Origin of the sequence: Aeromonas bestiarum (assembly GCF_028751155.1) — a bacterium.
GTDB classification, from domain to species: Bacteria; Pseudomonadota; Gammaproteobacteria; order Enterobacterales; family Aeromonadaceae; genus Aeromonas; species Aeromonas bestiarum.
This window is the reverse complement of sequence record NZ_CP064746.1, coordinates 3,082,163-3,103,847: the sequence shown is the minus strand read 5'-3', so window position 1 is coordinate 3,103,847 and position 21,685 is coordinate 3,082,163. Positions and strand designations below refer to the sequence as shown.

The following is a 21,685-nucleotide window of genomic DNA, read 5'->3' as shown; positions in this document are numbered from 1 at the left end:
CCTGAAAAAGAGTGCCGCCATGGTAAAACATTGTCATCCATGCGCAAGTGCTCAGTGCATCGCAGGGCCTGTTCATCCCTCCCTGTGCCCTTGCTGCCGCAGTGTGTGATAACCGCTCCAGAGCCGGGTCAGGGTGGTGATGAGGCAGAGCAGGGCAAAGCCGTAGGCGAGCGGTGCAAACGCCGAGGGCCAGAGGCACATCAGCACGAACAGGGCTATGGTCTCGCTCCCCTCGGTGAGCCCGCCCAGATAGTAGAGGGACTTGTGGTGGTAGACGGGGTTTTCGATCCCCCGCTTGCCCGCCATGATGGCGAAGGCCAGAAAGCTCGAGCCCGTGCCCATGAAGGCGAACAGCAGGGTGGCGGCGGGCAGCGCATTGGCGGGAGCGGCGAGGGCAAAGCCCAGCACCACGGCGGCGTAGAAAATAAAGTCCAGCGTGATGTCGAGAAAGCCGCCGCAGTCGGTGATCCCGGTTTCCCGCGCCACGGCGCCGTCCAGCCCGTCCAGCAAGCGGTTGAGCAGTATGACGACCAGCGCCAGCGGATAGAGGCCAAAGGCCAGCAGCGGCAGCGCCAGCATGCCGATGGCAAAACCGGTGAGGCTTATCTGGTTGGCGCTGATCCCGGCTCGGCACAGGGGCCTGGCCAGCCGGGTGAGGGGGCTGCGGATCAGGGGAATAAGGTGGCGATCAAACAAGGTCGGGGTCCTCGGTTGGCAGACAAAGAGAGGGTGTGAGATCGAGTATGGTGCCGGGGGCATCCTCCTCGTCATGGGTCACCAGGATGGCAGGCATGCCTCTGGCCTTGAGCCGCTCGAACACCAGGGTTCTGAACGCGGCGCGCAGCGGTTTGTCGAGGCGCGAGAAGGGCTCGTCCAGCAGCAGGGCTTGCGGCTCGGCCAGCAGGGCCCGCAGCAGGCTGACTCGCGCCTTCTGGCCGCCGGAGAGCGCCCCCGGCAACTTGTCGGCCTGATCCGCCAGCGCCACTTGCGTCAGTGCGGCCAGCGCGGCTGCCCGTCTGGCCGCCAATCCCTTGAGGGTGGCGGGCATGCCGAACATCAGGTTCTCCGCCACCGTCAGGTGGGCAAACAGCAGATCATCCTGAAACAGCATGCCAATGCGCCGCGCCTGGGGGGGCAAGGGGGTGAGCAGCCGCTTGCCGAGCCGTATCTCCCCCTCCAGCCGGATGGGGCCCCTGGGGGGCAAGACTCCTGCCAGCGCCGCCAGCAGCGAGCTCTTGCCGCAACCGCTTGGCCCCATCAGGGTCAGCACCTCGCCGGGGGCCACCTGCAGGGCGGGGAGCGAGAGCAGCAGGTTTTCGTCGAGGTAGAGGCGAAGGGGCGTGGTGCTCAGCATCGGCAAGTTCTCGTGTTCAGCGGGCGCCCTTGAGCGCCGGGTTGAGCCTGGCCGGCAGCCAGAGCGCCAGCAGATAGATAAAGAGCGGCAGCAGCAGTTGCAGCAGGCCGTAGAGGCCCGCCAGCCGCCGGTTGAGGCCGCTGCCGATGGCCACCGCCTCTGTGGTGATGGTGACCACTCTTCCTGCCCCAAACAGCAGGGTCGGCAGATACTGGGCCAGGCTCACCGCCGCTCCCACCGCGAAGGCGAACAGCAGCGGGCGGGCCAGCAGAGGTCCCTTCACCCGCCACCAGGTGCGCCAGGGGCCTGCCCCCAGCGTCAGCGCGGCCTGCACCAGGCGCGGGTCGAACTGACGATAGGGGCCGTGCAGGCAAAGGTAAACGTAGGGGAAGACAAACAGCAGCTGGCTCCAGAGCACCCAGCCCCAGCCGATGCCATTGCCTGTCCAGCGAAGACTTAGCCAGTCGAGCCCGAGGCGGACGCCAAACAGCAGGCTGGCCTGGGGCAGCAAGAGCGGCAGACAGATGAGCCAGAGCGGCCAGGGGCGGCGGCCCTGCTGCGCCTCCAGGCTCAGCACCACCATGATCAGCGCCAGCAGCCCGCTCGCCAGCGCCAGCAGGGCGCTATCAATGAGCAGCGGCATCAAGCCCGGCAGCAGATCTTGCCAATGCTGGCCGCTCCACTGGCTCGGCCAGAGGTCGGGGAAGGACCAGCGCCGGGTCAGCGACCAGAGCAGCAGTGCCCCCAGCACCGCCAGATTGACCGCGATCAGAACAAATACGCTGCCGCTGGCCAGGCGGGCGGCCAGCAGACCAGGCCCGGTCCGGCGGCCATCGAGCCAGGCGTGCTTGCCGATGCTCGTGTGGCCCCACTCCAGCAGCCGCAAACCGGCGAGCAGCAGCAGGCTGAGGGCGAGCAGCAAGAGGGCCCCGCTGGCGGTGGCGCCACGCCAGACGAGATCCGGATCCTGATACCAGAGCCACAACCTGACCGCCAGCGGGGCGGGGGCATCGGGCCCCAGCAGCTGGGCCAGATCCACCACGGCCACCCCGTAGGCGGCAACCGCATAGAGAGGCAGGCGCAGGGCGGGCCACAGCGCCGGCAGCAGCAGACGCCACCAGATCTGCGGCGCGCTAAAGCCCAGGCTGGCGCCGAGCCACTGCTGGCGCGCCAGCTTGGTGGGCTCCAGTGCGGCCAGCGCCATCAGCAGCAGAAAGGGGGTTTCCTTGAGGATCAGGGTGAAGATCAGCCCAAGACCCAGCGGATCCTTGATGGTCTGCCAGTCGGGGGGAAACTCGAAACCTGTGAGCGCTGGCGAGACGAGGCGCAGCAGCCAGCCGGAGGGGGCGAGCAGAAAGGCCAAACCGATGGCGAAGGCGACGTGGGGCAGCGCCAGCAGGGGAGAGAGCAGGCGCTGCAGCAGCGAGAAGGCCCGGCTCTTTGCCCCCAGCAGGCCGCTGTGCGCCAGCAGCAGGGCGGTCAGCAGCAGGCTGCCCAGGGTCGAGGCGGTGCCAATCCAGAGGCTCAGGGTCGCCGAGTGCCAGAGCCCGGGCTGGGCCAGCAGCCGTTGAAGGTGCGGGGGGGCCACCCCTTCGGCCAGCAACAACCCCAGCCCCGCCAGCAAGGGGGCGGCCAGCAGGGCGGTGCAGCCGGCGCCAAACAAGGGGCGCCAGTGGGACTCAAGGTGACCGACCGGGCTCATCAGTGACCGTAACGCTCGGCCCAAGCCGCTTCGAGCCTGAGCTGCCAGCTGGGGTGGGGCTCAGGCTTAGCCTTGAAGCGCAGCGCAGGCGCCTGTTTGGCCGAGACCGGCAGGGCGCTGGCTTGCAGCACGCTGGGATCGCCCCAGAAGGCGGGCTCGGCCTTGCGGGCCTGGGCCACCGGGCTCAGCAGGAAGTTGGCCACCACCTTGGCGCCGGCCCGGGCCGTGGCGTTGAAGGGGATGGCGAGAAAGTGGCTGTTGGTCAGCGCCCCCTTCTCCATGGCGACCGCCACCACATTGGGTGGCAGGGTGCCGTTTTGCACCGCGCTCTGCGCTTCCTGGGGATTGAAGCTGATGGCCATGGCGAGCTCGCCATCATCGAGCAGCTGGCGGGTCTCGGCGGCGCTAGCGGGGAACAGCTTGCCCTTGCGCCAGAGCGCCGGATGCAGCTCATCGAGCCAGGCCCAGAGCGGCGCCGTGAGCCGGTCAAAGTCGGCGTCGGTCGCCTCCCGATAGAGGGGGGCGGGATCGGCCGTCAACTCCAGCAGGATCTGCTTGAGGAAGCTGGAACCATGAAACTGGGGCGGCTTGGGATAGGTGAAGCGACCGGGATGTTCCTTGACCCAGGCGAGCAGGGTTGCCGCCGAGGTGGGCGGGGTGGCCACCAGATCTCCATTGACCATGAAGTTGAGCTGGCCTATGCCCCAGGGCGCTTCCAGTCCTTCGACCGGCACAGTGAAGTCCTCACTCACCGGCAGCGTCTTGTCTACCTGCGCCATATTGGGCAGATCACCGGTAAAGGGGGCACCCAGCAGCCCCTGCTCCTTGAGCGCCTTGAAGTTCTCGCCGTTGACCCAGAGCAGATCGATGGGGCCGCCCGTGTCCTTGCCCGCCTGCTTGTTGGCAAGCAGCTGGCTGACGCTCTGGGCTATGTCATCCACCTTCACCTGCACCAGCTTGACCTGATACTGGCGCTCAAGCTCCTGGCCGGCCCACACCAGATAGGCGTTGATCTCAGGGCTGCCGCCCCAGGCGTTGAAGTAGACTGTCTGCCCCTTCGCCTGGGCCAGGGTTTGCTGCCAGTGGGCATCCTTGGCCTCGTTGGCACTGGCATGGGCAAAGAGGGCGCCGCCTGCCAGCAGGGGCAGGGCGCACAACAGGGATTTGAGCAAGGGCAGTGTCTTGATCATGTGAGTTACCTTGGGCAAAGGATCAGGCGCCGCGGCGCCAGCTATGATAACGGGCCAGCAGGGCCAGCACCCGGGTGGGCTGATGGGCCCGCTTCCACTCACCGGCCAGGTACTTGTTCCCCTCCATCAGGGTGGGATAAGCGTGTATGGTGGCGAGGATCTTGCCAAGCCCCAGCCGGTGGCGCATGGCGAGCACAAATTCGGCGATCCGCTCGCCGGCGTGAGTGCCCACTATGGTGGCACCCAGGATCTGGTCCTTGCCGGGCACGGTCAGCACTTCGATAAAGCCGTGGCGCTCCCCGTCGGCGATGGCGCGATCCAGCTCGGCCAGTTCGAAGCGGGTCGCCTCGAAGGGGATACCCTCGGCTTCGGCCTCCTTGCGGTTGAGGCCGACCCGGGCGATTTCCGGCGTGGTGTAGGTGGCCGCCGGGATCACCCTGTAGTCCGCCTTGAACCGCTTGAACTGGCCGAACAGGGCATTGACGGCGGCATACCAGGCCTGATGGGCGGCAACATGGGTGAACTGGTAAGGGCCGGCTACGTCCCCCACCGCCAAAATGCTGGGGTAGTTGGTGGCCAGAAAACCATCGACGGCCACAGTGCCGCGGGGCGCCAGTTCCACCCCCAGTGCCTCCAGCCCGAAGCCGCTCACATTGGCGACGCGGCCCAGCGCCAGCAGCAGTTGATCCCCCTCAATCACTCGCACTTCATCGCCCCGGCGCAGTTGCAGCCGAATGGGCAAGGCGCTTTGCGCTTCCCCTGATTGCGGCTGCGGGTCTGATGCCTGCTCCTCCTCTGGCCGATAGTCGACCCGTTCGGCGCGCCAGCCGGTGAGCACTGTGACACAGTCACGGGTCAGTTGGGATTGCAGCGCGTCGGCCACCTCCCGCTCCTCGCGTGGCAGCAGCTGATCGGCCAGTTCCACCAAGGTGACCGGCACGCCGAGCAGGGCAAGGCTCTGGGCCAGTTCGCAGCCGATGGGGCCGCCGCCAAGCACCAGCAGCTGGCGCGGCGGGGTGCGCAGCTGCCAGACTGTGTCCGAGGTGAGATAAGGCACGTCGGCCACTCCTGGCAGATCCGGCACCCAGGGTCTGGCGCCGGTGGCCAGCACTATATGGCGGCTGGCAAGGCGCCGGCCGTTCACCTCCAGCTCCCAGGGGGAGACCAGAGTTGCTTCCCCGGCGATGCACTCCACCCCCAGCGCCCGATAGCGTTCCACCGAGTCGTGAGGCTCGACCTCCTTTACCACCCTGGCGACCCGTTCCATCACGGCGGCAAAGTCGGCGCGGGCCTGACTCGGACTGAAGCCCAGCTCGCTTGCCCTGCGTTGCTCGGCGGCAAAGCGGGCGCTTCGGATCAGCGCCTTGGAGGGGACGCAGCCGCTGTTGAGGCAATCGCCCCCCATCTTGTGTTTCTCGATCAGCGCCACCTTGGCCTTCACCGCCGCGGCGAGATAGCTGGTGACCAGACCGCCGGCGCCGGCCCCGATCACCAGCAGGTTGTAGTCATAACGGGCAGGCTTTCGATAGGGGGCATGGAGGCGGCGCAGGGCAAGCTGTTGCATGGCGCGCCTGATCAAGAAGGGCATCAGCCCCAGCAGGGTCAGCGCCACCATCAGGCCGGGAGAGAGGATATTGCCGGTGCTGGTGAGGGTCGCAAGTTCGCTGCCCGCCAGCACGTAGACGAAGGTGCCGGGCAGCATGCCGAGCTGGCTCACCCAGTAGTAGGTACTGACTCTGATGGGGGTGAGCCCCATCAGCAGGTTGACCAGAAAGAAGGGGAAGAGGGGGATGAGGCGCAGACTCAGCAGGTAGAAGGTGCCGTCCTTCTCCATCCCGGCCTGGAAGGTGGCCAGCTTGTCGCCAAAGCGGGCCCTGACCCAGTCGCGCAGCAGGAAGCGGGCGCTGAGAAAGGCCAGGGTGGCGCCCAGGGTGCTGGCAAAGGAGACCAGCAGCAGCCCCCAGCCGATCCCGAATATTGCGCTGCCCGCCAGGGTCAGCAGGCTGGCGCCGGGCAGGGAGAGGGCCGTGCTCAGCACATAGAGGACCACGAACAGCAGGGCGGCGCTGACGAAATGGCGGTCGACCCATTGTGCCAGGGCATCCTGATGGGCCTGCAGCTGGGCCAGGTTCAGGTAGCGGCCGAGATCGAATGCGAAGAAGGCGCCGATGAGGCACCCCATCACCAGCAGGAGCAGCAGGCGGGCCCGTGTCATCAGGCGTCCTTGCCGGGTTGCTGATCGGGGGCCGCGGCGGGGCGCTCGGGTTGCACCGGCAGCTGGCAGAAGCCCTGGGGGGCTATGTCGAGGGCGGCGTTGAACTTGGCGGACATGTTCTGGAAGGCGATGAGGCCGGTCAGCTCCACCATGGCATCGTCGTCGAACCAGGGTTTGAGGCGCGCAGCCTGCGCGTCGCTCACCCCATCCAGGCCTGTCATGGCTTCTGTGTAGTCGAGCACCGCCTTTTCCCGTTCATCGAACAGGGGGCTGCTGCGCCAGTGGGCCAGTGCCTCCACCTTGGCGCTGGAGCCGGCCCGCTTGATGAGGGTCATGGCGTTGATGTCGACGCAGAAGCGGCACCAGTTGAGCTGGGAGACCCGCACCGTCACCAGGGAGCGCAGCACGGGATCTATGGGCGAGCGCTTGCGGTTGATGACGCCGTAGAGAGTGGCCACGGCGGCAAACAGCCGTGGCGAGCGGCCCCAGCATTTGCCCGGGATCAGCACCTGGCCGTAGTTGCGTTTCTGCAGCCAGAAAAAGGGGCGGATGAACCAGGCATATTCCCGATCGGGCTTGACCTCGACGCGCATTGATTACCTTCTATTGCTTCAAATTGGGTTTGTAGGCCTGACCGAGCCGCTCGTTGAGGCGAGTCAGAAACTCCTCTATCCGTGCCCGGTTGGTGCCTAGATCACTGCGCCCCTGGCGGGAGGCCGATCGCATGTCGATGCGGGTCTCTTTCGGGCCGGCAAAGACTCGCAGCGCCACGTCATCCTGAAAACCGAACCAGCCGGTGGTGGCCACCGCATCCAGGCCATCCTGGCTTGGTCGCACTTGCCAGCCCAGCTCCTCCATCAGCTCGTTCGCCTCGGTGATCACCTCGATCGGAGAGGCGCTGGTATAGAGAGGACCGGGTTTGCTCTCGAATGCTTTCAAGGGGGCCGCATTGATGGGCAGATCATGCGCCGTTCTCAGCTCGGCGGCCCAGCGCAGGGGCGGCGGGTTATAGGGATCCGTGCTGATGTCGTTGAGCGGCGGCATGCGCAGTGCCTGCACCAGCAACAGCAAGGGCAGCAGCAGCGGGGTTATCCCCCACAGGCTCGGGACCTTGCGCCCGCTCCAGGGCAGGCGGACCAGCAACAGGAGCGATATCAGCGCACCGAGCAGACAGATGGCGAACCCCAGCCACCAGGGCCAGAGGTGAAGGCGGCTGCCGAGGGCGCCAGCGAGGGGCAGCAACCAGGCCAGCAGGGGCCACCACAAATAACTGGGCATAACGGGGATCCACTGGTTATGATGGACAAGTGCCCAGAAGGATAAACTTAATTGACTGATAACGTTAGTAAATTTATCTCAATCCTGCTGCTTTTCCCAAGCGCTTCGCTGTGGGCTGACACGGCCGTGCTGGCGGCGGGGGACATGTGGCGCGCCGAGATCGTCTATGAGGCCGTGCCCGGGGTGACGCGGGTCGAACCCGGCTATGTCATCCCCTTGCCCGAGGGGACCGCGCCTGCACAGGGGGCGGCGCGCCGCCAGGCGGTGCGCATCGATTACGATCCGGCCCTGGTGGGTTATGGGGATCTGCTCAATGTCTTCTGGCAGCTGGTGGATGGGCACGATGGTGGCGGGCAATATTGCAATCGCGGTCAGGAATTTGTCCCGGCCCTGCTGCCCAGGGATGACTATCAGTGGCGTCTGGCCCAGGTGAGCCTGACGCGCTGGCAGGCGCTGCATGGCCGCGCGAGCCGGGTATCGCTCTGGCCGGATAGCCGCTTCACGCCGGCACCCGAGATGGAGGACTGGGCGCAGCGCCATCCCTGGCGCTTTGGCTTCTATGCCCGCCGTTGCGGCGGCTGGCCGGTGACATTGACACCCGAGCCCTGAGCCATCAGTTGCGGTAGAGCACCTTGATGAGGTGAAAGCCGAACTTGGTGCGTATCGGGCCGAGCACGGTCAGCAGTTCGCCCTTGAACACGGCATCGTCAAACGGCTTGACCATGTCGCCCTTCGAAAACTCCCCCAGATCCCCCGAACGTTTGGACGAGGCACAGGTGGAAAAACGCTTGGCCATCTGACCAAAGTCGGCCCCCTTGGCAAGTTTCTCCTTGATCTCCAGACACTGCTTCTCTGTCTTGACCAGGATGTGCTGGGCACAGGCTTTCTTCATGATGTTGGCGCTCCTCGGCGGCGGGCAAATCGGGGCGCAAGATTACTCCAATTCCCGCCGCGCGTCAGCCTTCATGCAGGGATTAACTGCGGGCACGGGCGCCGAGGCGGGCCCTTGGACGCGATTGCCACAGGATCTCCAGCCCCAGCAGGGCATGCAGGCTCCAGATGGCCAAGGGGTTGAGCCAGTCGCCCCCCAGTTGCAGGGTGGCCAGGGCGCAGCCCGCCAGCAAGAGGGTGATGCCCGGCAGACGCCAGTGCGCCGGCAGGGGCGCCAGCATGGCCATGCCCAGCAGTATGGCGAGCCCGAACGGCAGATTGAGGGCGGTAAAGGCCAGTGCCTGCTGGCCGTTCATGCCGGTCAGCAGGGCTAGCAGGGCGCTGCAACAGGCGAGAAAGGTGATGAACTCGAGTCGGTCGGCAATGTAGTCAGCCATCTGTTCGCTGCGTGCATGCATGATGTGTCTCCTTCGGTTGAGAGCGTCGGGGGCAACGGGCCCCTGGACTCATGACGCCGGTGCGGGCGATGCGTTTTCTTTGGTAGATGAACCCAGTGTGGGCGAGACGAGCGGCGGGGGGCAGCGGGATAAATCGATTGAGGCGAACGAGGCTTTGATTATTCAAATTCAACCAGTTGATTTTTATCATCTAAATAAGCTTTGGATTGAAGAGGGAGGCCGGGACTCAGGGGGCAGGTAGCGGGCCGGCCGTCGTCATCTTGACCAGTTGCCGACAGTTGATGTCGCGTGGGCGAGGGGGCGTTGGCGCAAGGGGGAGGCGAGACGAACCGCCGTTTGTGATGCCTGTCATGGCCTGATGGCTGAGGAATGGCCCTTTTTTACCCACAATGGCATAAGTCTGTGGGGCAGGCGGGAGGAAAGTGAGCAAGCCGAGCGGCAAAGGCTTCAATAATAGGGTGAATTTCGATGCCGCTCCGCTCTGATGTTGCGCCGGGGATATGCTAGGATGAGGCGCGCTTGCCATCGAGTGAGCCTCATATTCATTCTAAATATTGCATTATTTTAATCATGTTCTTCGGGGAAATTGACGTTTGACAGGATGCAATCCGCCCCTGCCTGCAGGGATCTCATCGCCCGGACGGGTTTTCCGTCGTGGGCTCCGCGCGCTGGGCCTGAGCCTCTGTCTGCTGCTGTTCGTCACGCCGGCCATGGCGGCCAAACTCACCTATCAGATCAAGGGTCTGAGAGGGGAGACCAAGGATAACGTCGAAGCCTATCTCAATGCGCTGCCTGTCTATCAGGAGCGCCAATACCGGCCGGCCCGCGCCAAGATCACCGAGAGCGTGCAAAAAGCGCTGCAGGTCTATGGCTACTACCAGCCCAAGATCACCCTGAGCCGAGACAAAAAAGCCCCCGCCAGGGTGGTGGTCGAGGTGGACGCGGGCAAGCCAGTCATCATCTCCCGCCTCGACATACTGCTGGAAGGGGACGCGGGCAGCGACGAGATCTACAGCGAGCTGCTGGACAAGCTGCCCCTGAAGGAGGGGGATCCCCTCAACCACGGCAAATACGAGTCCATCAAGGCGGATCTCGGCAGCCTGGGGCTGGCCCGCGGCTACTTCGACGCCAAGATCAGCAAGAGTCAGGTCAAGGTGTTCCCGGATCAGGGCACGGCCGAGATCTACATACTGTTTCGCTCCGGCCCCCGCTATCACTTCGGCGAGATCCACTACGACGCCACGCCGGAGGCGCTGCGCCTCATTCGGCCGCTCATCAACATCAAGAGCGGCGACCCCTATCTGGCGATCCGGCTGGCCGAGATGTCGCAGGATGTCTCCTCCACCAAGCTGTTCAAGCAGGTGGATATCAAGCCCATGATCAGCCAGGCCGAGGGCAACCGGGTGCCGGTGCAGGTGACCCTCTCCAACCGGGTCGACCACGAGATAGAGACGGGTATCGGCTTTGCCACCGACGTGGGCCCGCGCATGAGCGCTACCTGGGAGAAGCCCTGGGTCAACCGCTACGGCCATCGCCTCAACGCCACCGCCAAGGTCTCGCAACCCGAGGCCGAGTTGAGCTTTGACTACCAGATCCCGGTGGGCAACCCGCTGCGGGATTACTACTCGCTGCAGGCGGGTTATCAATACAAGGACAGCAACGATACCCGCTCCGACCTGACCACCGTCAGCGTGCACCGCTGGAAGCGGCGGCCGGAGAGCTGGGACAGGGACGTCTTCATCCGGCTCGAGAACGAGATCTATACCCAGGGTGCCGACGAGGGGAACAGCTTGCTGTTGATCCCCGGTGTCTCCTGGTCGCGGCTGCGGGTGCGTGGCGGTCTGGTGCCCGACTGGGGCGATCGCCAGCAGCTGACCCTGGAGTTTTCCGATCCCTACTGGGGCTCCGACATCAGCTTCGTGCGGGTGTGGGGGCGCAGCAAGTGGCTGCGCACCCTGGGCGAGGATCACCGCTTCCTGCTGCGGGCCGAGCAGGGCGCCATCATAGGGGACAGCTTCTCGCTGGTGCCGCCTTCCCTGCGCTTCTTCACCGGTGGTGACCAGACGGTGCGTGGCTATGGCTACGAGACCATATCGCCGCGCGGCAGTGACGGCAAGCTGCTGGGGGGCCGTTACGTGAGCGTCGCCAGCGCCGAATACAACTACCGCTTCAGCGACAAGTGGCTAGGCGCCCTGTTCGTGGATGGCGGGACGGCCACGGTCGACTACAGCGAGGCCTGGAAGATAGGCACCGGGATCGGCGTGCGCTGGGTCACCCCCATAGGTCAGGTCAGGCTCGATCTGGCGGTGGGCATTTCCGAGGAAGACAAGCCGCTGCGACTCCACTTCGCGCTGGGGCCTGAATTATGATCCGGTTTGAACCCACTCATTCTCTCTGTTTTCTTTCCTGGCCGCTGCGGCTGCATGTTTCGCGGGGGTCTGCGCTGTGATCTGGGTAAAACGCATTTTTCTCTGGCTGATGGGGCTCGTCTTCCTGCTGCTCATCGGCGTCAGCCTGCTGGGCTTCACCCATCAGGGCAACAAGTGGCTGTGGCTGCAGGCCAGGGCGGCGCTGCCCTCCCTCAAGGGGGAGCTGGTGGCGGGCCAACTCGGTTATGGCTGGACCCTGGAAGGGGTCGGCTGGCAGGACGAGCTGGTGGATGTCACAGTCGATCGCGCCGTGCTGGACTGGGATCTGGGCAAGTTGTTGCAGGGCAAGCTCTGGATCAAATCCCTGACGGTCACCCACCCCGTGGTCAAGGTCGCCGAGTCCGAGCCGGTGCCGGAAGAGCCGTCAGAGCCCTTCGTCTGGCATCCGCTGCCCCTCAGGATCCAGGTCGACAGCCTCAAGGTGGCGGATCTCGATCTGGCGGTGCCCGGCGTGGGTGTGACTCTCAAGTCCCTCGACATAGGTGCCACCCTCAGTCGCAAGGGGCTCATAGTGCGAGGGCCCGTGCTGGACGGTCTGAACGTCACTCTGGCCGAGACGCCGGCTGCCGATGCCGCCAAACCGGCGGCCGGCAAGGCAACCACCAAAGACAAGGCGGCTGCCAAGGCACCTGTCACCGCCAAGGCGAAGCCGGCGGATGAGAGCAAGGCGCAGAAGGCAACCAAGGCGGTGCCCATCGAGCTGCCCGCCATCCGGCTGCCTTTCCCCATCCAGCTGGAAGGATTGCAGGCCACGGCGTTTCGCTATCAACAAGGGGATCTGATTGAAGGGCTCGACACCCTGCGGCTGTCGGCCAGTGCCAAAGAGGAGCGCATCGAGGTGCGCGAGCTCTCCCTGCGCCATGCCATGGCGGATCTGGCGCTCAAGGGCCATGTCCGGCTGATCGAGGATTATCCGCTCGAGTTGACTCTGGATGCCAAGGCCCGCAAGGGGCTGCTGGATGGCGAACTCAAAGGGCAGCAGGCGACCCTGACCCTGGGTGGCTCGGTAGGCAAGCTGGCGCTGGCGTTGCAAGCCAAGGGGCCTGTGGCCGCCAACCTCAAGGGATCATTGGCCGCCCTCAATCCTGACTTGCCGTTTGACCTGGGGCTGGAGTGGAAGCGCCTCGGCTGGCCGCTGCACAAGCCGACTCAAGATGAGCCCAGCTATCAGCTGGACAAGGGCAGCCTGACCGCCAAGGGCAAGCTCTCCGGCTATCAGTTTGCCTTGAATACCGCCGGCAAGGGCACGGATGTGCCTCCCTTCAAGCTGGCGCTGACGGGCAAGGGGGACCTGGCACAACTGCACCAGATAAACCTGCTGCTCAACGCCCTGAAAGGAGAGCTCAAGCTTGACGGCAAGCTCGCCTGGGACAAAGGGGTACGCTGGCAGGGCACCACAGAATTCAAGGGGATCAACCCGGCCGAGCTGGCGCCCGAGCTCAAGGGGGCGCTGGCGGGCAAGATTGCCAGTCGTTTCGAGCTCGATGAAGCCGGCCATTGGCAGCTGCAACTGCCCGAGCTGAAGGTGGACGGCAAGCTCAACCAGTATCCGCTGGCCATCAAGGGCAGCGCGAGCGGCAACGACAAGATGGAGTGGACCATCCCCGCGCTGGCGCTGCAAAGCGGCCCCAACCAGTTGCAGGCCAAGGGCAGCCTGAGCCAGCAGGTGTGGAAGCTGGATGCGGATATCGATGCCCCCAACCTGGCCGGGCTCTACCCCGGCCTGAAGGGGGACATCAAGGGACAGGTGCGCCTCACCGGCAATCAGCAGGCACCGCGGGTCACCACAGATCTGGCCGCCAGCCGGCTCTACTATGCGGGCACGGATCTGAAAGGGATCGCCATCAAGGGCAATGCCCTGGTCGGCGACAAACCGGCCGGCGAGCTGGCGCTGACGGTAGCGAGTCTGGCACAGGGGGCCAACGCGCTCAGCCAGCTGGCCCTGAACCTGAGCGGTGACCTCAATCAGCATGTCTTGTCGCTGACCATGAAGGGCGATCCTGTGGCCGCCAACCTCAAGCTGAGCGGTGGCCTGCGCGGGGATCGCTGGCGCGGCGCCCTGTCGGAACTCAAGTTGAAGACGCCGCTGCGCCGTTGGGAGCTGACCGCCCCCTGGGCGCTCGACCTCGATCTGCCGCGTCAGCGGCTGACCATGGGGGATCTCTGCCTGGGATCCCAGGGGGCCAGCCTCTGCGTCAAGGGCAGCCAGGTGTCGGCCCAGCAGGGCAGCCTCGAATTTGCCCTGAGCGGCTTCGATCTCAAGCGCTTGCGCCCCTGGCTGCCGGACAACTTCCGCTGGCTGGCGGTGCTCTCCGCCGATGGCCGGGCCAGCTGGCGCGGCAACCAGCCGACCCTGCACGCCACAGTGCGTACCACGCCGGGCACCCTGGTCGCCGATGAGCTCAAGACCGACTACCAGCGCCTCGAGCTCGGGGTCGATTTCGAGCGTCAGCAGGCGGCGATCCGGCTCGACTTCGTCTCCAAACAGATAGGCACTATCGATACCGATCTGCTGATCAAGGATCCGTCCGGCCGTGGCCAGCTGTCGGGTCAGCTCAAATTTGACGACCTCAAGCTGACCACCTTCGCCCCGCTCATCCCCGAGGTGCGCTCTCTGCAGGGGATCATCTCCGCCGATGCCCGCTTCGATGGCACCCTGGCCGCCCCCCTGCTGTTTGGTCAGCTCAACCTGCTGGATGGGGAGGTGCAGACCCATTCCGACATGGTGACCCTCTCCAAGCTGGTGACCCGGCTCAAGATCGAGGGCAACCGGGCCGAGCTCGACGGCACCATGCTGGTGGGCAAGGGCCCGCTGGCGCTGGGGGGCTGGCTGAGCTGGGCCAGGATGCCGGTCAGCGGCAGCCTCACCATTCAGGGCAAGGAGCTGGAAGCCCAGTATCCTGGCATGGGACGGGTGCGGGTCTCCCCCGACATCGCCATCTCGCTGGGAGAGGAGACCCTGATCACGGGTCAGGTCGACATTCCCTGGGCGCGGATCCTGGTCAAGAGCCTGCCCGAGAGTGCGGTGGCCGTCTCCGATGACGTGACCGTGGTCTATGACGATCTGCCGCCGCTGCCGAAGACGGCGCCGTTGCCGATGGCGATCAAGCTGGCGATCCGGCTCGGCGACGACGTGCGGCTGGAGGCCATGGGCCTCAAGACCAAGGTGGGGGGGGGCATCAACATCCGCCAGGAGCCGTCCCGGCCGCTGGCGGGCAACGGCCAGCTGGTGCTCAACGATGGCCGCTTCAAGGCCTATGGCCAGAACCTCATCATCAAGGATGGCCGCATCCTCTTCTCCGGCCCCCTCGATCAGCCCTTCCTCAACATAGAGGCGTATCGGGATCCCGATACCATAGAGGACAAGGTGACGGTCGGGGTGCGGGTGACCGGGCCGGCGAGCAAGCCCAAGATCACCGTCTACTCGGAGCCGCAGATGGCCCAGTCAGAGCAGCTCTCCTATCTGCTGCGCGGCAAGGGGCTGCAGACCAGTGGCGAGGATGGCGGTTTCAACGGTCTGCTGGTGGCCGGTGCCGTCAGCCAGGCCAACGGCGTGGTTTCCAGCCTGGGGGAATCTCTCGGCATGAGCGATGTGGCGCTCGATACCGCCGGCAGCGGTGACAACACCCAGGTGACCCTGTCGGCCTATCTGCTGCCCGGCTTGCAGTTCCAGTACGGGGTGGGGGTGTTCAGCCCCATCGCCGAGTTCAAGCTGCGCTACGAGCTGATGCCCAGACTCTACCTGCAGGCCATGAGCGGGGTGGCCCAGGCGGTGGACATCTTCTATCGCTTCACCCTGTAGGGCCGGTTGATGCAAAACGGGAGGCCCAGGCCTCCCGTTTTTTTATGTGAGCTGTTGAATGCGGCTCGGGCCGGTCGCGCCTGGCCAGAAATGCGAAAACCCGGCGCAGGCCGGGTTTTCTGAAGGGTGGTGGAGGGAGAAGGATTCGAACCTTCGAAGGCAGAGCCGTCAGATTTACAGTCTGATCCCTTTGGCCGCTCGGGAACCCCTCCACGGGGTATTACCAATTTTTATCCACGACTCGCGCCGTGATTGCACTTGAAATGGTGGAGGGAGAAGGATTCGAACCTTCGAAGGCAGAGCCGTCAGATTTACAGTCTGATCCCTTTGGCCGCTCGGGAACCCCTCCACAAGTGCGAGGCGCATACTAACAGATCTTCCGCTGTTGTGAACCCCTTGGCGGGATTTTTCCTGCTCACAGGATCCGATTTGCGGCCGATAAGCGATGAAACCACCATTTCCAAGAGTTATCTCATGCTACCCAGCGCGATACGTGATCAGCTGTTGGTTGACGAGGCCCAACTGGGGCAACGTCTCAACCGGGATCTCCAGCACGGCGACAGGGCCGACTTTCGTCTGCACCTGGCTCTGCTGACCGACGCTGTGGAGGAGCAGCCCTGGTTCGAGCCGGCGGCCGTGTCCAGACCGGATCCCCAGGATTGGCGCAGCCGCTTTGCGCTGCCGGCGGTGGCCCCCCTGCAAGGGGGTGAGGACGACGGGGAGGGCGTGCGGCTCAACGAGCGGCTGCAGCAGGGGGGCTCCATGGTGGATGTCAGGCTCTGGCTGGCGCTGCGCTCGCCGCCCTTGCTGGGCCCGCAGCCGGCGCTGGAGCCCGCCGTGTATGACAACCTCTCGCCCCTGGGTCGCGAGCGCTGGCAACGCAAGCTGGCTGATCAACCGAGGCGCGATGATCCGCTGCTCATGCTGCCCATACTGGATGCGCTGCAACAGGGGGTGGATGCCCGCCTGCACTGGTTGAGCTGAGCCGGGGCAAGGAGGGAGGGAGTACCGGCTCGCGGCAACGTCAGGATGCAAAAAGGCGGGAAGATCCCGCCTTGGCATTTGATTCGTGTGATGTGTGGCAGATTATGCGTCGGCTTCATCCGCTTGGGGTACGACGTCCTTGGCACTGGCGGCCGCGCGACGGGCCATGGGCTTCTCGATGTGGCGGTTGAGCTGACGTTCCAGCTTTTGCCCCAGTTCGGTGATGGCGGCGTACATATCCTCGTGTTCTGCCTGGGCAAACAGTTTGCCGTTGGGGATGCCAGCACTGGCTTCAACGATAAACATCAGACGCTCTTTGGAGACAATCACATGGGGTGTGATAAGAGGCACCTGAAGACGTTCGAGCTTTTCAAAGCGGGATTCAATGCGCTCGCGGATAGCCGGGGTGATGTCGATGATTTTGCTGGTAATTTCGATTTTCATATTGGCCCCCTTCGGGTCGTCTTGCTTGTGTCTTCACCTTCAGATTACTCATGGCGGAATATTGAAATGTGATCTGAGTCACGAAATGACTCCTTTACTATCACGCGACTTATAAATTGTGATCTTTTCCCGTTCTGCGCCAAAAAGCGCTTGAGCTCCATGAAACTGGCAGGCAGTATGGGGAAACTTGGATTGTTTCTGTCCCCTCTTGGCAGCGCCGCATGTCGACCTCATGTCCGGTTTTCACCGCATAGTCTCGCCTCTTTTGCACTCCTCACGTATCGCCCTATGCCCTTAGTGCGAGAGGGGGTTGTGGGCTCTATCAAGTTGTCAGGGTAGTGAACGTGGTTGTCGTGGTGTTGGAGTAGTAGATGAAACAGCAGGCCACTCAGATGATGTGGTTTTATGATCGGCAACATGAGCAGTGGAGCCTGTCCGATCATGCCTCTTACCAGCTATGGCAAGGGGAGGGGCCACACCCCTGGGCCGGTCAGCTGGCCGTGGACGATGAACCCGGCTTCTCTGATTTTCTCTCCAGACTCTACCACTCACGCCAGCCAGCACAGTTCATCGGGCACCTGATGGACGAGAATGGCGAGGTGCGCCATGTGCTCTGGAGCGGCCAGTACGTCTCTGCCCAGCAGGTATGCTGTGGCTGGCTGGCCCCGCTCGATACCACCCGCAGCACGCCGCTGCCCGCCGAGCTGTCCCAGCAACTGCCCCTGTTGCAAGATCCCCTGCTGGCCCAGCTGGCCCAGGCGCTCTCCGCCAGAACCGGGCTCGACTTTTTCGATACCCTGATCAACCAGCTCGCCCATATTCTGGTCGCGGATGCGGTCTGGCTGGCGGAGCGCACCAGCAGCGATCGCCTCAAGGTATTGGCCTGTCACGGGATCGACCTCAAGGAGTACGAACTCGCCGGCATGCCCTGCCAGCAGGTCTATCGGCGTGGTGAGGCTTGCGTGGTCACCATCGAGGCCGATTGCCAGCTCAATCCGCAGTTGAAAGCGGGGCAGCGTTATTACGCCCAGCCGCTGTTCGACCGACACGGTCAGATCCTGGGTCATCTGGCGCTGCTCTTCTCCAGCGAGATAGAGATCCCCAACCTGGGCTCAGTGCTGACCATTTTCTCCGTGCGCATGGTGGCCGAGCTGGAGCGGTTGCAGAGCGATGCCCAGCTGCGGCTCTCAGCGGTGGCCTTCGAAACCCATGAAGGCATCATCATCACGGATCCCGACTTCAAGATATTGCGGGTCAACCATGCCTTCAGCCAGATCACCGGCTTTGACAGCCAGCGGGTGATAGGCCTGCATCTTGGCAATGATCTCTGGTCAGGACTGGGGGGGCTTGGCTATGAGCTCAACACCCTGAGCCGCTGGCAGGGAGAGACTCTGCGCCTGCACGTCGATGGTCACATCTATCCCCAGTGGGAAATCGTCACGCCCGTGCAGGATGACAAGGGGGTGATCAGCCACTTCGTCATCTGTTTCGAAGACATCTCCGAGCGCAAGGAGGCCGAGCGCCGCATCCAGGATCTCGCCTACTACGACGAGCTGACCGGCCTGCCCAATCGCCGCCAGCTGCACGAGACCCTGGCGCAGGCGTTCAGCGAGGCGAGCCGCGACAACCTGATCGGGGCCCTGCTGTTCATCGATCTGGATCACTTCAAGACCATCAACGACTCCCTGGGTCACGCCACCGGCGACTGGCTGCTCAAGGAGGTGGCCACTCGTCTCAAACGGCTGGTGCGCCAGGGGGATTGCCTGGCGAGGCTGGGTGGCGACGAATTCGTGCTGCTGCTGCCTTCCCTGTCGGCCAGCCCGCCCCAGGCGGAGATGCAGGCCGACCTTATCGCCGAGCGGCTCATCAGCGAGATCGCCGCCCCCTACACCCATGGTGGGCAGGTGCTGCACATAGGCGCCAGCGTCGGCATTACCCTCTTCCCCGGCCGTGAGCAGGGGGTGGACGATCTGCTCAAGCAGGCGGATACCGCTATGTATCAGGCCAAATCGGCGGGTCGCAAGACCCGGCGCTTCTTCGATGCCTCCATGCAGCAGCAGGCGGATCGTCGGCTGCTCATTCACAACGAACTGCGCAATGCCTTGAGCCAGCAGGAGCTGACCCTCTACTACCAGCCTCAGCACATGGTGGAGGGGGGGGACATCATAGGCGTCGAGGCGCTGATCCGCTGGCAACCGCCGGGGCGGGCACTGGTCTCGCCCGCCGAGTTCATTCCCATCGCCGAGGAGACGGATCTCATCGTCGACATCGGCAACTGGGTGCTGCACGAGGCGTGCGCCCAATATGTGCTGTGGGAAGAGAACGGCATCCATATCCCTCAGCTGTCGGTCAATGTCAGTGCCAAGCAGTTCCATGCCACCGATTTTGTCGAGCGCATTCACGACGTGCTGGCCGCCACCGGCATGGATCCCGCCTGCCTGAATCTGGAGATCACCGAATCCGTGGTGCTCGGCCATGCGGAAGACACCATCAGCAAGATGAGCGAGCTCAAGGTGCTCGGCATCAGTTTCGCCATCGATGATTTCGGCGCCGGTTACTCCTCCCTGAGCTACCTCAAGCGGCTGCCGGCCGATGAGCTCAAGATAGATCGCTCCTTCATCCAGGACATTCCCAAGGATGGCGACAACATGGCCATCGTCGAGGCCGTGATCGCCATGGCGCGTCATATGGGATTCAACGTGACGGCGGAAGGGGTGGAGTCACGCCAGCAGCTGGAGTTTCTGCAGGCACAGGGCTGCCATTTCTATCAGGGCTATCTGGCCTCCAAGCCGCTGCCCGTCCCCTATCTGGAGCGTTATGTCAAACGTCTTGCCCGCCCTGATGGCGCCGTTTCAGGCGCGAAAAATAGTGTGGTGAGCGAGCTGTAGCCCTGGGCGTTAACGGGTAGAATGAGGGGATACAAGACCACCGCCAGCGGGCGGTGGCATTGCCTCTCAAGGGAGAAGTCTTTCGTGAAAGCCGTGCAGGGAATCATTTTATCGGCGCTGTGCGTGCCAGGGCTGCTGGCGCAAGTCGCGGCGCAAACCACGGAGCAGTCTCTCTATCGACAGGCCTATGATGCGGTTCGTGCCGACGATCAGGCCCGTTTCCAGCAAATTCGTGCCCGTTTGACCCATTATCCGCTGCTGCCCTATCTGGATTACTACCAGCTGGCCTTCCGGCCCGGGGCGGCAGAGTATGACGACGTGACCCGCTTCATCCGACAGCACGGCGACACGCCGCAATCCAACCGGCTGGAGCGCAGCTACCTCACCTATCTGGCCCAGAGCCAGCAGTGGTCCCAGTTCCTGCGCTTCTACCCGGCCAAGCCGAGTTCCACCGATCTGCTCTGCATGCACTATCAGGCGCGCTACTACACGGGGCAGCAGACGCAGGCCTTGCAGGAGGCGGGCAAGCTCTGGCTCAGTGGCCAGTCTCGTCCCGATGCCTGCACCCCCTTGTTCCAGCTCTGGCAGCAGGCCGGTTTGCGCACCCAGGAGAAAATCTGGACCCGCATGACCTTGGCGTTTGAAGCGGAGAACCCGAATCTGATCCGCCATCTCGGCGCCCAGCTTGGCAGCGGCATGCAGCCTTATGGCGATCAGATGGTCGCCCTGTTCGAGCAGCCCGCCAAGGCGATGAACCCGGCCTATTTTTCCACCGCCGCTCCCTCAAAGCGACTGTTGCTGCTGGGCCTGGCCCGTTATGCCAATCAGCAGCCCGAATCCGTGCTGAGCCAATTGCCCGCGATGCGTACGCGCTTCGGGCTGACCCCCACAGAGCTCAAACCGGTGGAGCGAGCCGTGGCTCGCCGTCTGCTGCTGGATCGTGCCACTGCCCAGCGCGGCTGGGTGGATGCCACAGTGGTGCGGCTGGTCGATCCGGATCTGCTGGAGCTGCGGGCCCGGCTCGCCATCTGGGAGCAGGACTGGCGCGGGCTCTCCGGCTGGGTCAAGCGCATGCCCATCGCCCTGCAGAAGGAGGATCGCTGGCGTTACTGGCTGGCCCGCTCGCTGGAGGTGCAGGGTCAGAAAAAACCGGCGCGGGATCTCTATCTGGAAACCGCCAACTTGCGCGGCTTCTACGGCTTCATGGCGGCGCAGCGCAGCGGCGTGCCCTATCGAATGAAGAACCAGAGTGCGGTGAAGCGGGTGCCGGAGTGGCGCACCGCCAGCGCCCGTTGGCCCTTCCTGCTGCGGGTGCGTGAACTGCTCGACATGAACGAGATCACGGCGGCGCGCTCTGAGTGGATCCACAACATGGATCGCAACCCCGTGGCCCAGCGCATCGAGTTTGGCCACATAGCCCTCAATCAGGGCTGGCATGAGCTGGCGATCCTGGCCAGCATCCGGGCCGAGGCCTGGGATGCGCTCGACCTGCGCTTCCCGCTGCCGCTCAAGCGTACCTTCTCCCAGATGGCGCAGGAGCGGACCATGAACACCAGCCTGCTCTACGCCATCTCCCGCCAGGAGAGCGCCCTCTATCCGCTGGCGCAATCGCCGGTCGGGGCGCGCGGTCTGATGCAACTGATGCCGGCCACCGCCAGGGAGACCGCCAGCAAGCTGGGGGTGCCCTATCGCAACGAGCAGCAGTTGTTCGATCCCGCCATGAACATCCGCCTCGGCAGCGCCTATCTCAAGCGGCTGCTGGATGTGTATGACGGCAACCGCATCCTGGCTGCGGCGGCCTACAACGCCGGGCCTGGCCGGGTCAAACGCTGGCGCGACCAGAGTGCGGACAAGCCGATGGATGTCTGGGTCGAGAGCATCCCCTACAAGGAGACGCGCAACTATGTACAGAACGTGTTGTCGTTCGATCTCATCTATCAGCACAAGCTGCAGCAGCCGCTGCGTTTCATGTCCGATCGCGAGCTGAGTCACGCTTATTGAGACGGCAGCCGCCCCGGCGGCTGCCAGATTCCCTTTCCTTCCCCAAAAT

Annotated in this window: 16 protein-coding genes and 2 tRNA genes; 6 read left to right on the top strand and 12 right to left on the bottom strand. The window is 64.2% G+C overall.

Features of this window, described 5'->3' with window-relative positions; all coding sequences use genetic code 11:
• Window positions 1–72: 72 nt before the first annotated feature.
• From IU367_RS14345 to IU367_RS14315, 7 genes are read right to left on the bottom strand one after another with little or no spacing between them, the layout of a single operon-like run.
• Window positions 73–696, bottom strand: coding sequence for a CDP-alcohol phosphatidyltransferase family protein (locus tag IU367_RS14345; protein WP_274452248.1), 624 nt, complete (start codon window positions 694–696; stop codon window positions 73–75).
• Window positions 689–1,354 (bottom strand): ATP-binding cassette domain-containing protein, encoded by a 666-nt coding sequence (locus IU367_RS14340; RefSeq protein WP_274452247.1) that lies wholly within the window; start codon window positions 1,352–1,354, stop codon window positions 689–691. Before IU367_RS14340 ends, IU367_RS14345 begins: the two co-directional genes overlap by 8 nt.
• 16 nt (window positions 1,355–1,370) lie before the next feature.
• The gene (locus IU367_RS14335; RefSeq protein ID WP_274452246.1) at window positions 1,371–3,056 is read right to left on the bottom strand and encodes an ABC transporter permease family protein; all 1,686 of its coding nucleotides are present in this window, start codon (window positions 3,054–3,056) and stop codon (window positions 1,371–1,373) included.
• Window positions 3,056–4,246 carry an ABC transporter substrate-binding protein gene (locus IU367_RS14330; RefSeq protein WP_274452245.1) on the bottom strand — a complete coding sequence of 397 codons (1,191 nt, stop codon included), beginning with the start codon at window positions 4,244–4,246 and terminating at the stop codon, window positions 3,056–3,058. The genes IU367_RS14335 and IU367_RS14330 overlap by 1 nt, the downstream gene beginning before the upstream one ends.
• 22 nt (window positions 4,247–4,268) lie before the next feature.
• Complete coding sequence (locus IU367_RS14325) at window positions 4,269–6,461, bottom strand: FAD-dependent oxidoreductase (RefSeq protein ID WP_274452243.1); 2,193 nt, start codon at window positions 6,459–6,461, stop codon at window positions 4,269–4,271.
• Entirely contained in the window at window positions 6,461–7,054 is a 594-nt protein-coding gene (locus IU367_RS14320; protein WP_103471919.1) for a carboxymuconolactone decarboxylase family protein, read from the bottom strand. The genes IU367_RS14325 and IU367_RS14320 overlap by 1 nt, the downstream gene beginning before the upstream one ends.
• Before the next feature lie 10 nt (window positions 7,055–7,064).
• A complete protein-coding gene (locus IU367_RS14315) occupies window positions 7,065–7,739 on the bottom strand; it encodes a DUF1499 domain-containing protein (protein WP_274452242.1) in 675 nt (224 codons plus the stop codon).
• A 51-nt stretch (window positions 7,740–7,790) separates the two neighbouring features.
• On the opposite strand from IU367_RS14315, the gene IU367_RS14310 reads away from it, so the two are divergent.
• Window positions 7,791–8,348: a peptide-methionine (S)-S-oxide reductase gene (locus tag IU367_RS14310; RefSeq protein ID WP_274452241.1), complete on the top strand. Its 558-nt coding sequence runs from the start codon at window positions 7,791–7,793 to the stop codon at window positions 8,346–8,348.
• Between the two features lie 4 nt (window positions 8,349–8,352).
• Here the strand turns inward: IU367_RS14310 and IU367_RS14305 are convergent, their stop codons facing one another.
• Together IU367_RS14305 and IU367_RS14300 are read right to left on the bottom strand one after the other, a co-directional pair.
• Entirely contained in the window at window positions 8,353–8,631 is a 279-nt protein-coding gene (locus IU367_RS14305; RefSeq protein WP_043138524.1) for a peptidylprolyl isomerase, read from the bottom strand.
• A gap of 82 nt (window positions 8,632–8,713) precedes the next feature.
• Window positions 8,714–9,088 carry a hypothetical protein gene (locus tag IU367_RS14300; RefSeq protein WP_042872451.1) on the bottom strand — a complete coding sequence of 125 codons (375 nt, stop codon included), beginning with the start codon at window positions 9,086–9,088 and terminating at the stop codon, window positions 8,714–8,716.
• A 593-nt stretch (window positions 9,089–9,681) separates the two neighbouring features.
• On the opposite strand from IU367_RS14300, the gene tamA reads away from it, so the two are divergent.
• Together tamA and tamB are read left to right on the top strand one after the other, a co-directional pair.
• Window positions 9,682–11,457 (top strand): autotransporter assembly complex protein TamA, encoded by a 1,776-nt coding sequence (gene tamA / locus IU367_RS14295; protein WP_274452240.1) that lies wholly within the window; start codon window positions 9,682–9,684, stop codon window positions 11,455–11,457.
• A 76-nt stretch (window positions 11,458–11,533) separates the two neighbouring features.
• Complete coding sequence (tamB, locus tag IU367_RS14290; protein WP_274452239.1) at window positions 11,534–15,319, top strand: autotransporter assembly complex protein TamB; 3,786 nt, start codon at window positions 11,534–11,536, stop codon at window positions 15,317–15,319.
• A gap of 127 nt (window positions 15,320–15,446) precedes the next feature.
• Here the strand turns inward: tamB and IU367_RS14285 are convergent.
• A tRNA-Tyr gene (locus IU367_RS14285) sits at window positions 15,447–15,531 on the bottom strand.
• 52 nt (window positions 15,532–15,583) lie between these two features.
• A tRNA-Tyr gene (locus IU367_RS14280) sits at window positions 15,584–15,668 on the bottom strand.
• Between the two features lie 125 nt (window positions 15,669–15,793).
• Here IU367_RS14280 and IU367_RS14275 point away from each other — a divergent pair.
• On the top strand, window positions 15,794–16,303 hold the full coding sequence (locus IU367_RS14275; RefSeq protein ID WP_274452238.1) for a VC2046/SO_2500 family protein: 510 nt from the start codon (window positions 15,794–15,796) through the stop codon (window positions 16,301–16,303).
• A gap of 102 nt (window positions 16,304–16,405) precedes the next feature.
• Here IU367_RS14275 and hpf read toward each other — a convergent pair whose 3' ends face one another.
• Window positions 16,406–16,747, bottom strand: a complete 342-nt coding sequence (hpf, locus tag IU367_RS14270; RefSeq protein WP_043138515.1) for a ribosome hibernation-promoting factor, HPF/YfiA family — start codon at window positions 16,745–16,747, stop codon at window positions 16,406–16,408.
• Window positions 16,748–17,118: 371 nt separating this feature from the next.
• On the opposite strand from hpf, the gene IU367_RS14265 reads away from it, so the two are divergent.
• Both IU367_RS14265 and IU367_RS14260 read left to right on the top strand, forming a co-directional pair.
• The gene (locus IU367_RS14265; RefSeq protein WP_043138511.1) at window positions 17,119–19,635 is read left to right on the top strand and encodes a putative bifunctional diguanylate cyclase/phosphodiesterase; all 2,517 of its coding nucleotides are present in this window, start codon (window positions 17,119–17,121) and stop codon (window positions 19,633–19,635) included.
• A gap of 84 nt (window positions 19,636–19,719) precedes the next feature.
• Window positions 19,720–21,636 carry a transglycosylase SLT domain-containing protein gene (locus IU367_RS14260; protein ID WP_241324610.1) on the top strand — a complete coding sequence of 639 codons (1,917 nt, stop codon included), beginning with the start codon at window positions 19,720–19,722 and terminating at the stop codon, window positions 21,634–21,636.
• Window positions 21,637–21,685 lie beyond the last annotated feature (49 nt).

Bases quoted from the DNA above. Each gene is read 5' to 3' on its own strand.
- IU367_RS14300 (WP_042872451.1), bottom strand. From the start codon at position 9,088: ATGCATGCACGCAGCGAACAGATGGCTGACTACATTGCCGACCGACTC.
- IU367_RS14275 (WP_274452238.1), top strand. From the start codon at position 15,794: ATGCTACCCAGCGCGATACGTGATCAGCTGTTGGTTGACGAGGCCCAA.
- hpf (WP_043138515.1), bottom strand. From the start codon at position 16,747: ATGAAAATCGAAATTACCAGCAAAATCATCGACATCACCCCGGCTATC.
- IU367_RS14315 (WP_274452242.1), bottom strand. From the start codon at position 7,739: ATGCCCAGTTATTTGTGGTGGCCCCTGCTGGCCTGGTTGCTGCCCCTC.
- IU367_RS14330 (WP_274452245.1), bottom strand. From the start codon at position 4,246: ATGATCAAGACACTGCCCTTGCTCAAATCCCTGTTGTGCGCCCTGCCC.
- IU367_RS14335 (WP_274452246.1), bottom strand. From the start codon at position 3,056: ATGAGCCCGGTCGGTCACCTTGAGTCCCACTGGCGCCCCTTGTTTGGC.
- IU367_RS14325 (WP_274452243.1), bottom strand. From the start codon at position 6,461: ATGACACGGGCCCGCCTGCTGCTCCTGCTGGTGATGGGGTGCCTCATC.
- IU367_RS14320 (WP_103471919.1), bottom strand. From the start codon at position 7,054: ATGCGCGTCGAGGTCAAGCCCGATCGGGAATATGCCTGGTTCATCCGC.
- IU367_RS14340 (WP_274452247.1), bottom strand. From the start codon at position 1,354: ATGCTGAGCACCACGCCCCTTCGCCTCTACCTCGACGAAAACCTGCTG.
- IU367_RS14305 (WP_043138524.1), bottom strand. From the start codon at position 8,631: ATGAAGAAAGCCTGTGCCCAGCACATCCTGGTCAAGACAGAGAAGCAG.
- IU367_RS14265 (WP_043138511.1), top strand. From the start codon at position 17,119: ATGAAACAGCAGGCCACTCAGATGATGTGGTTTTATGATCGGCAACAT.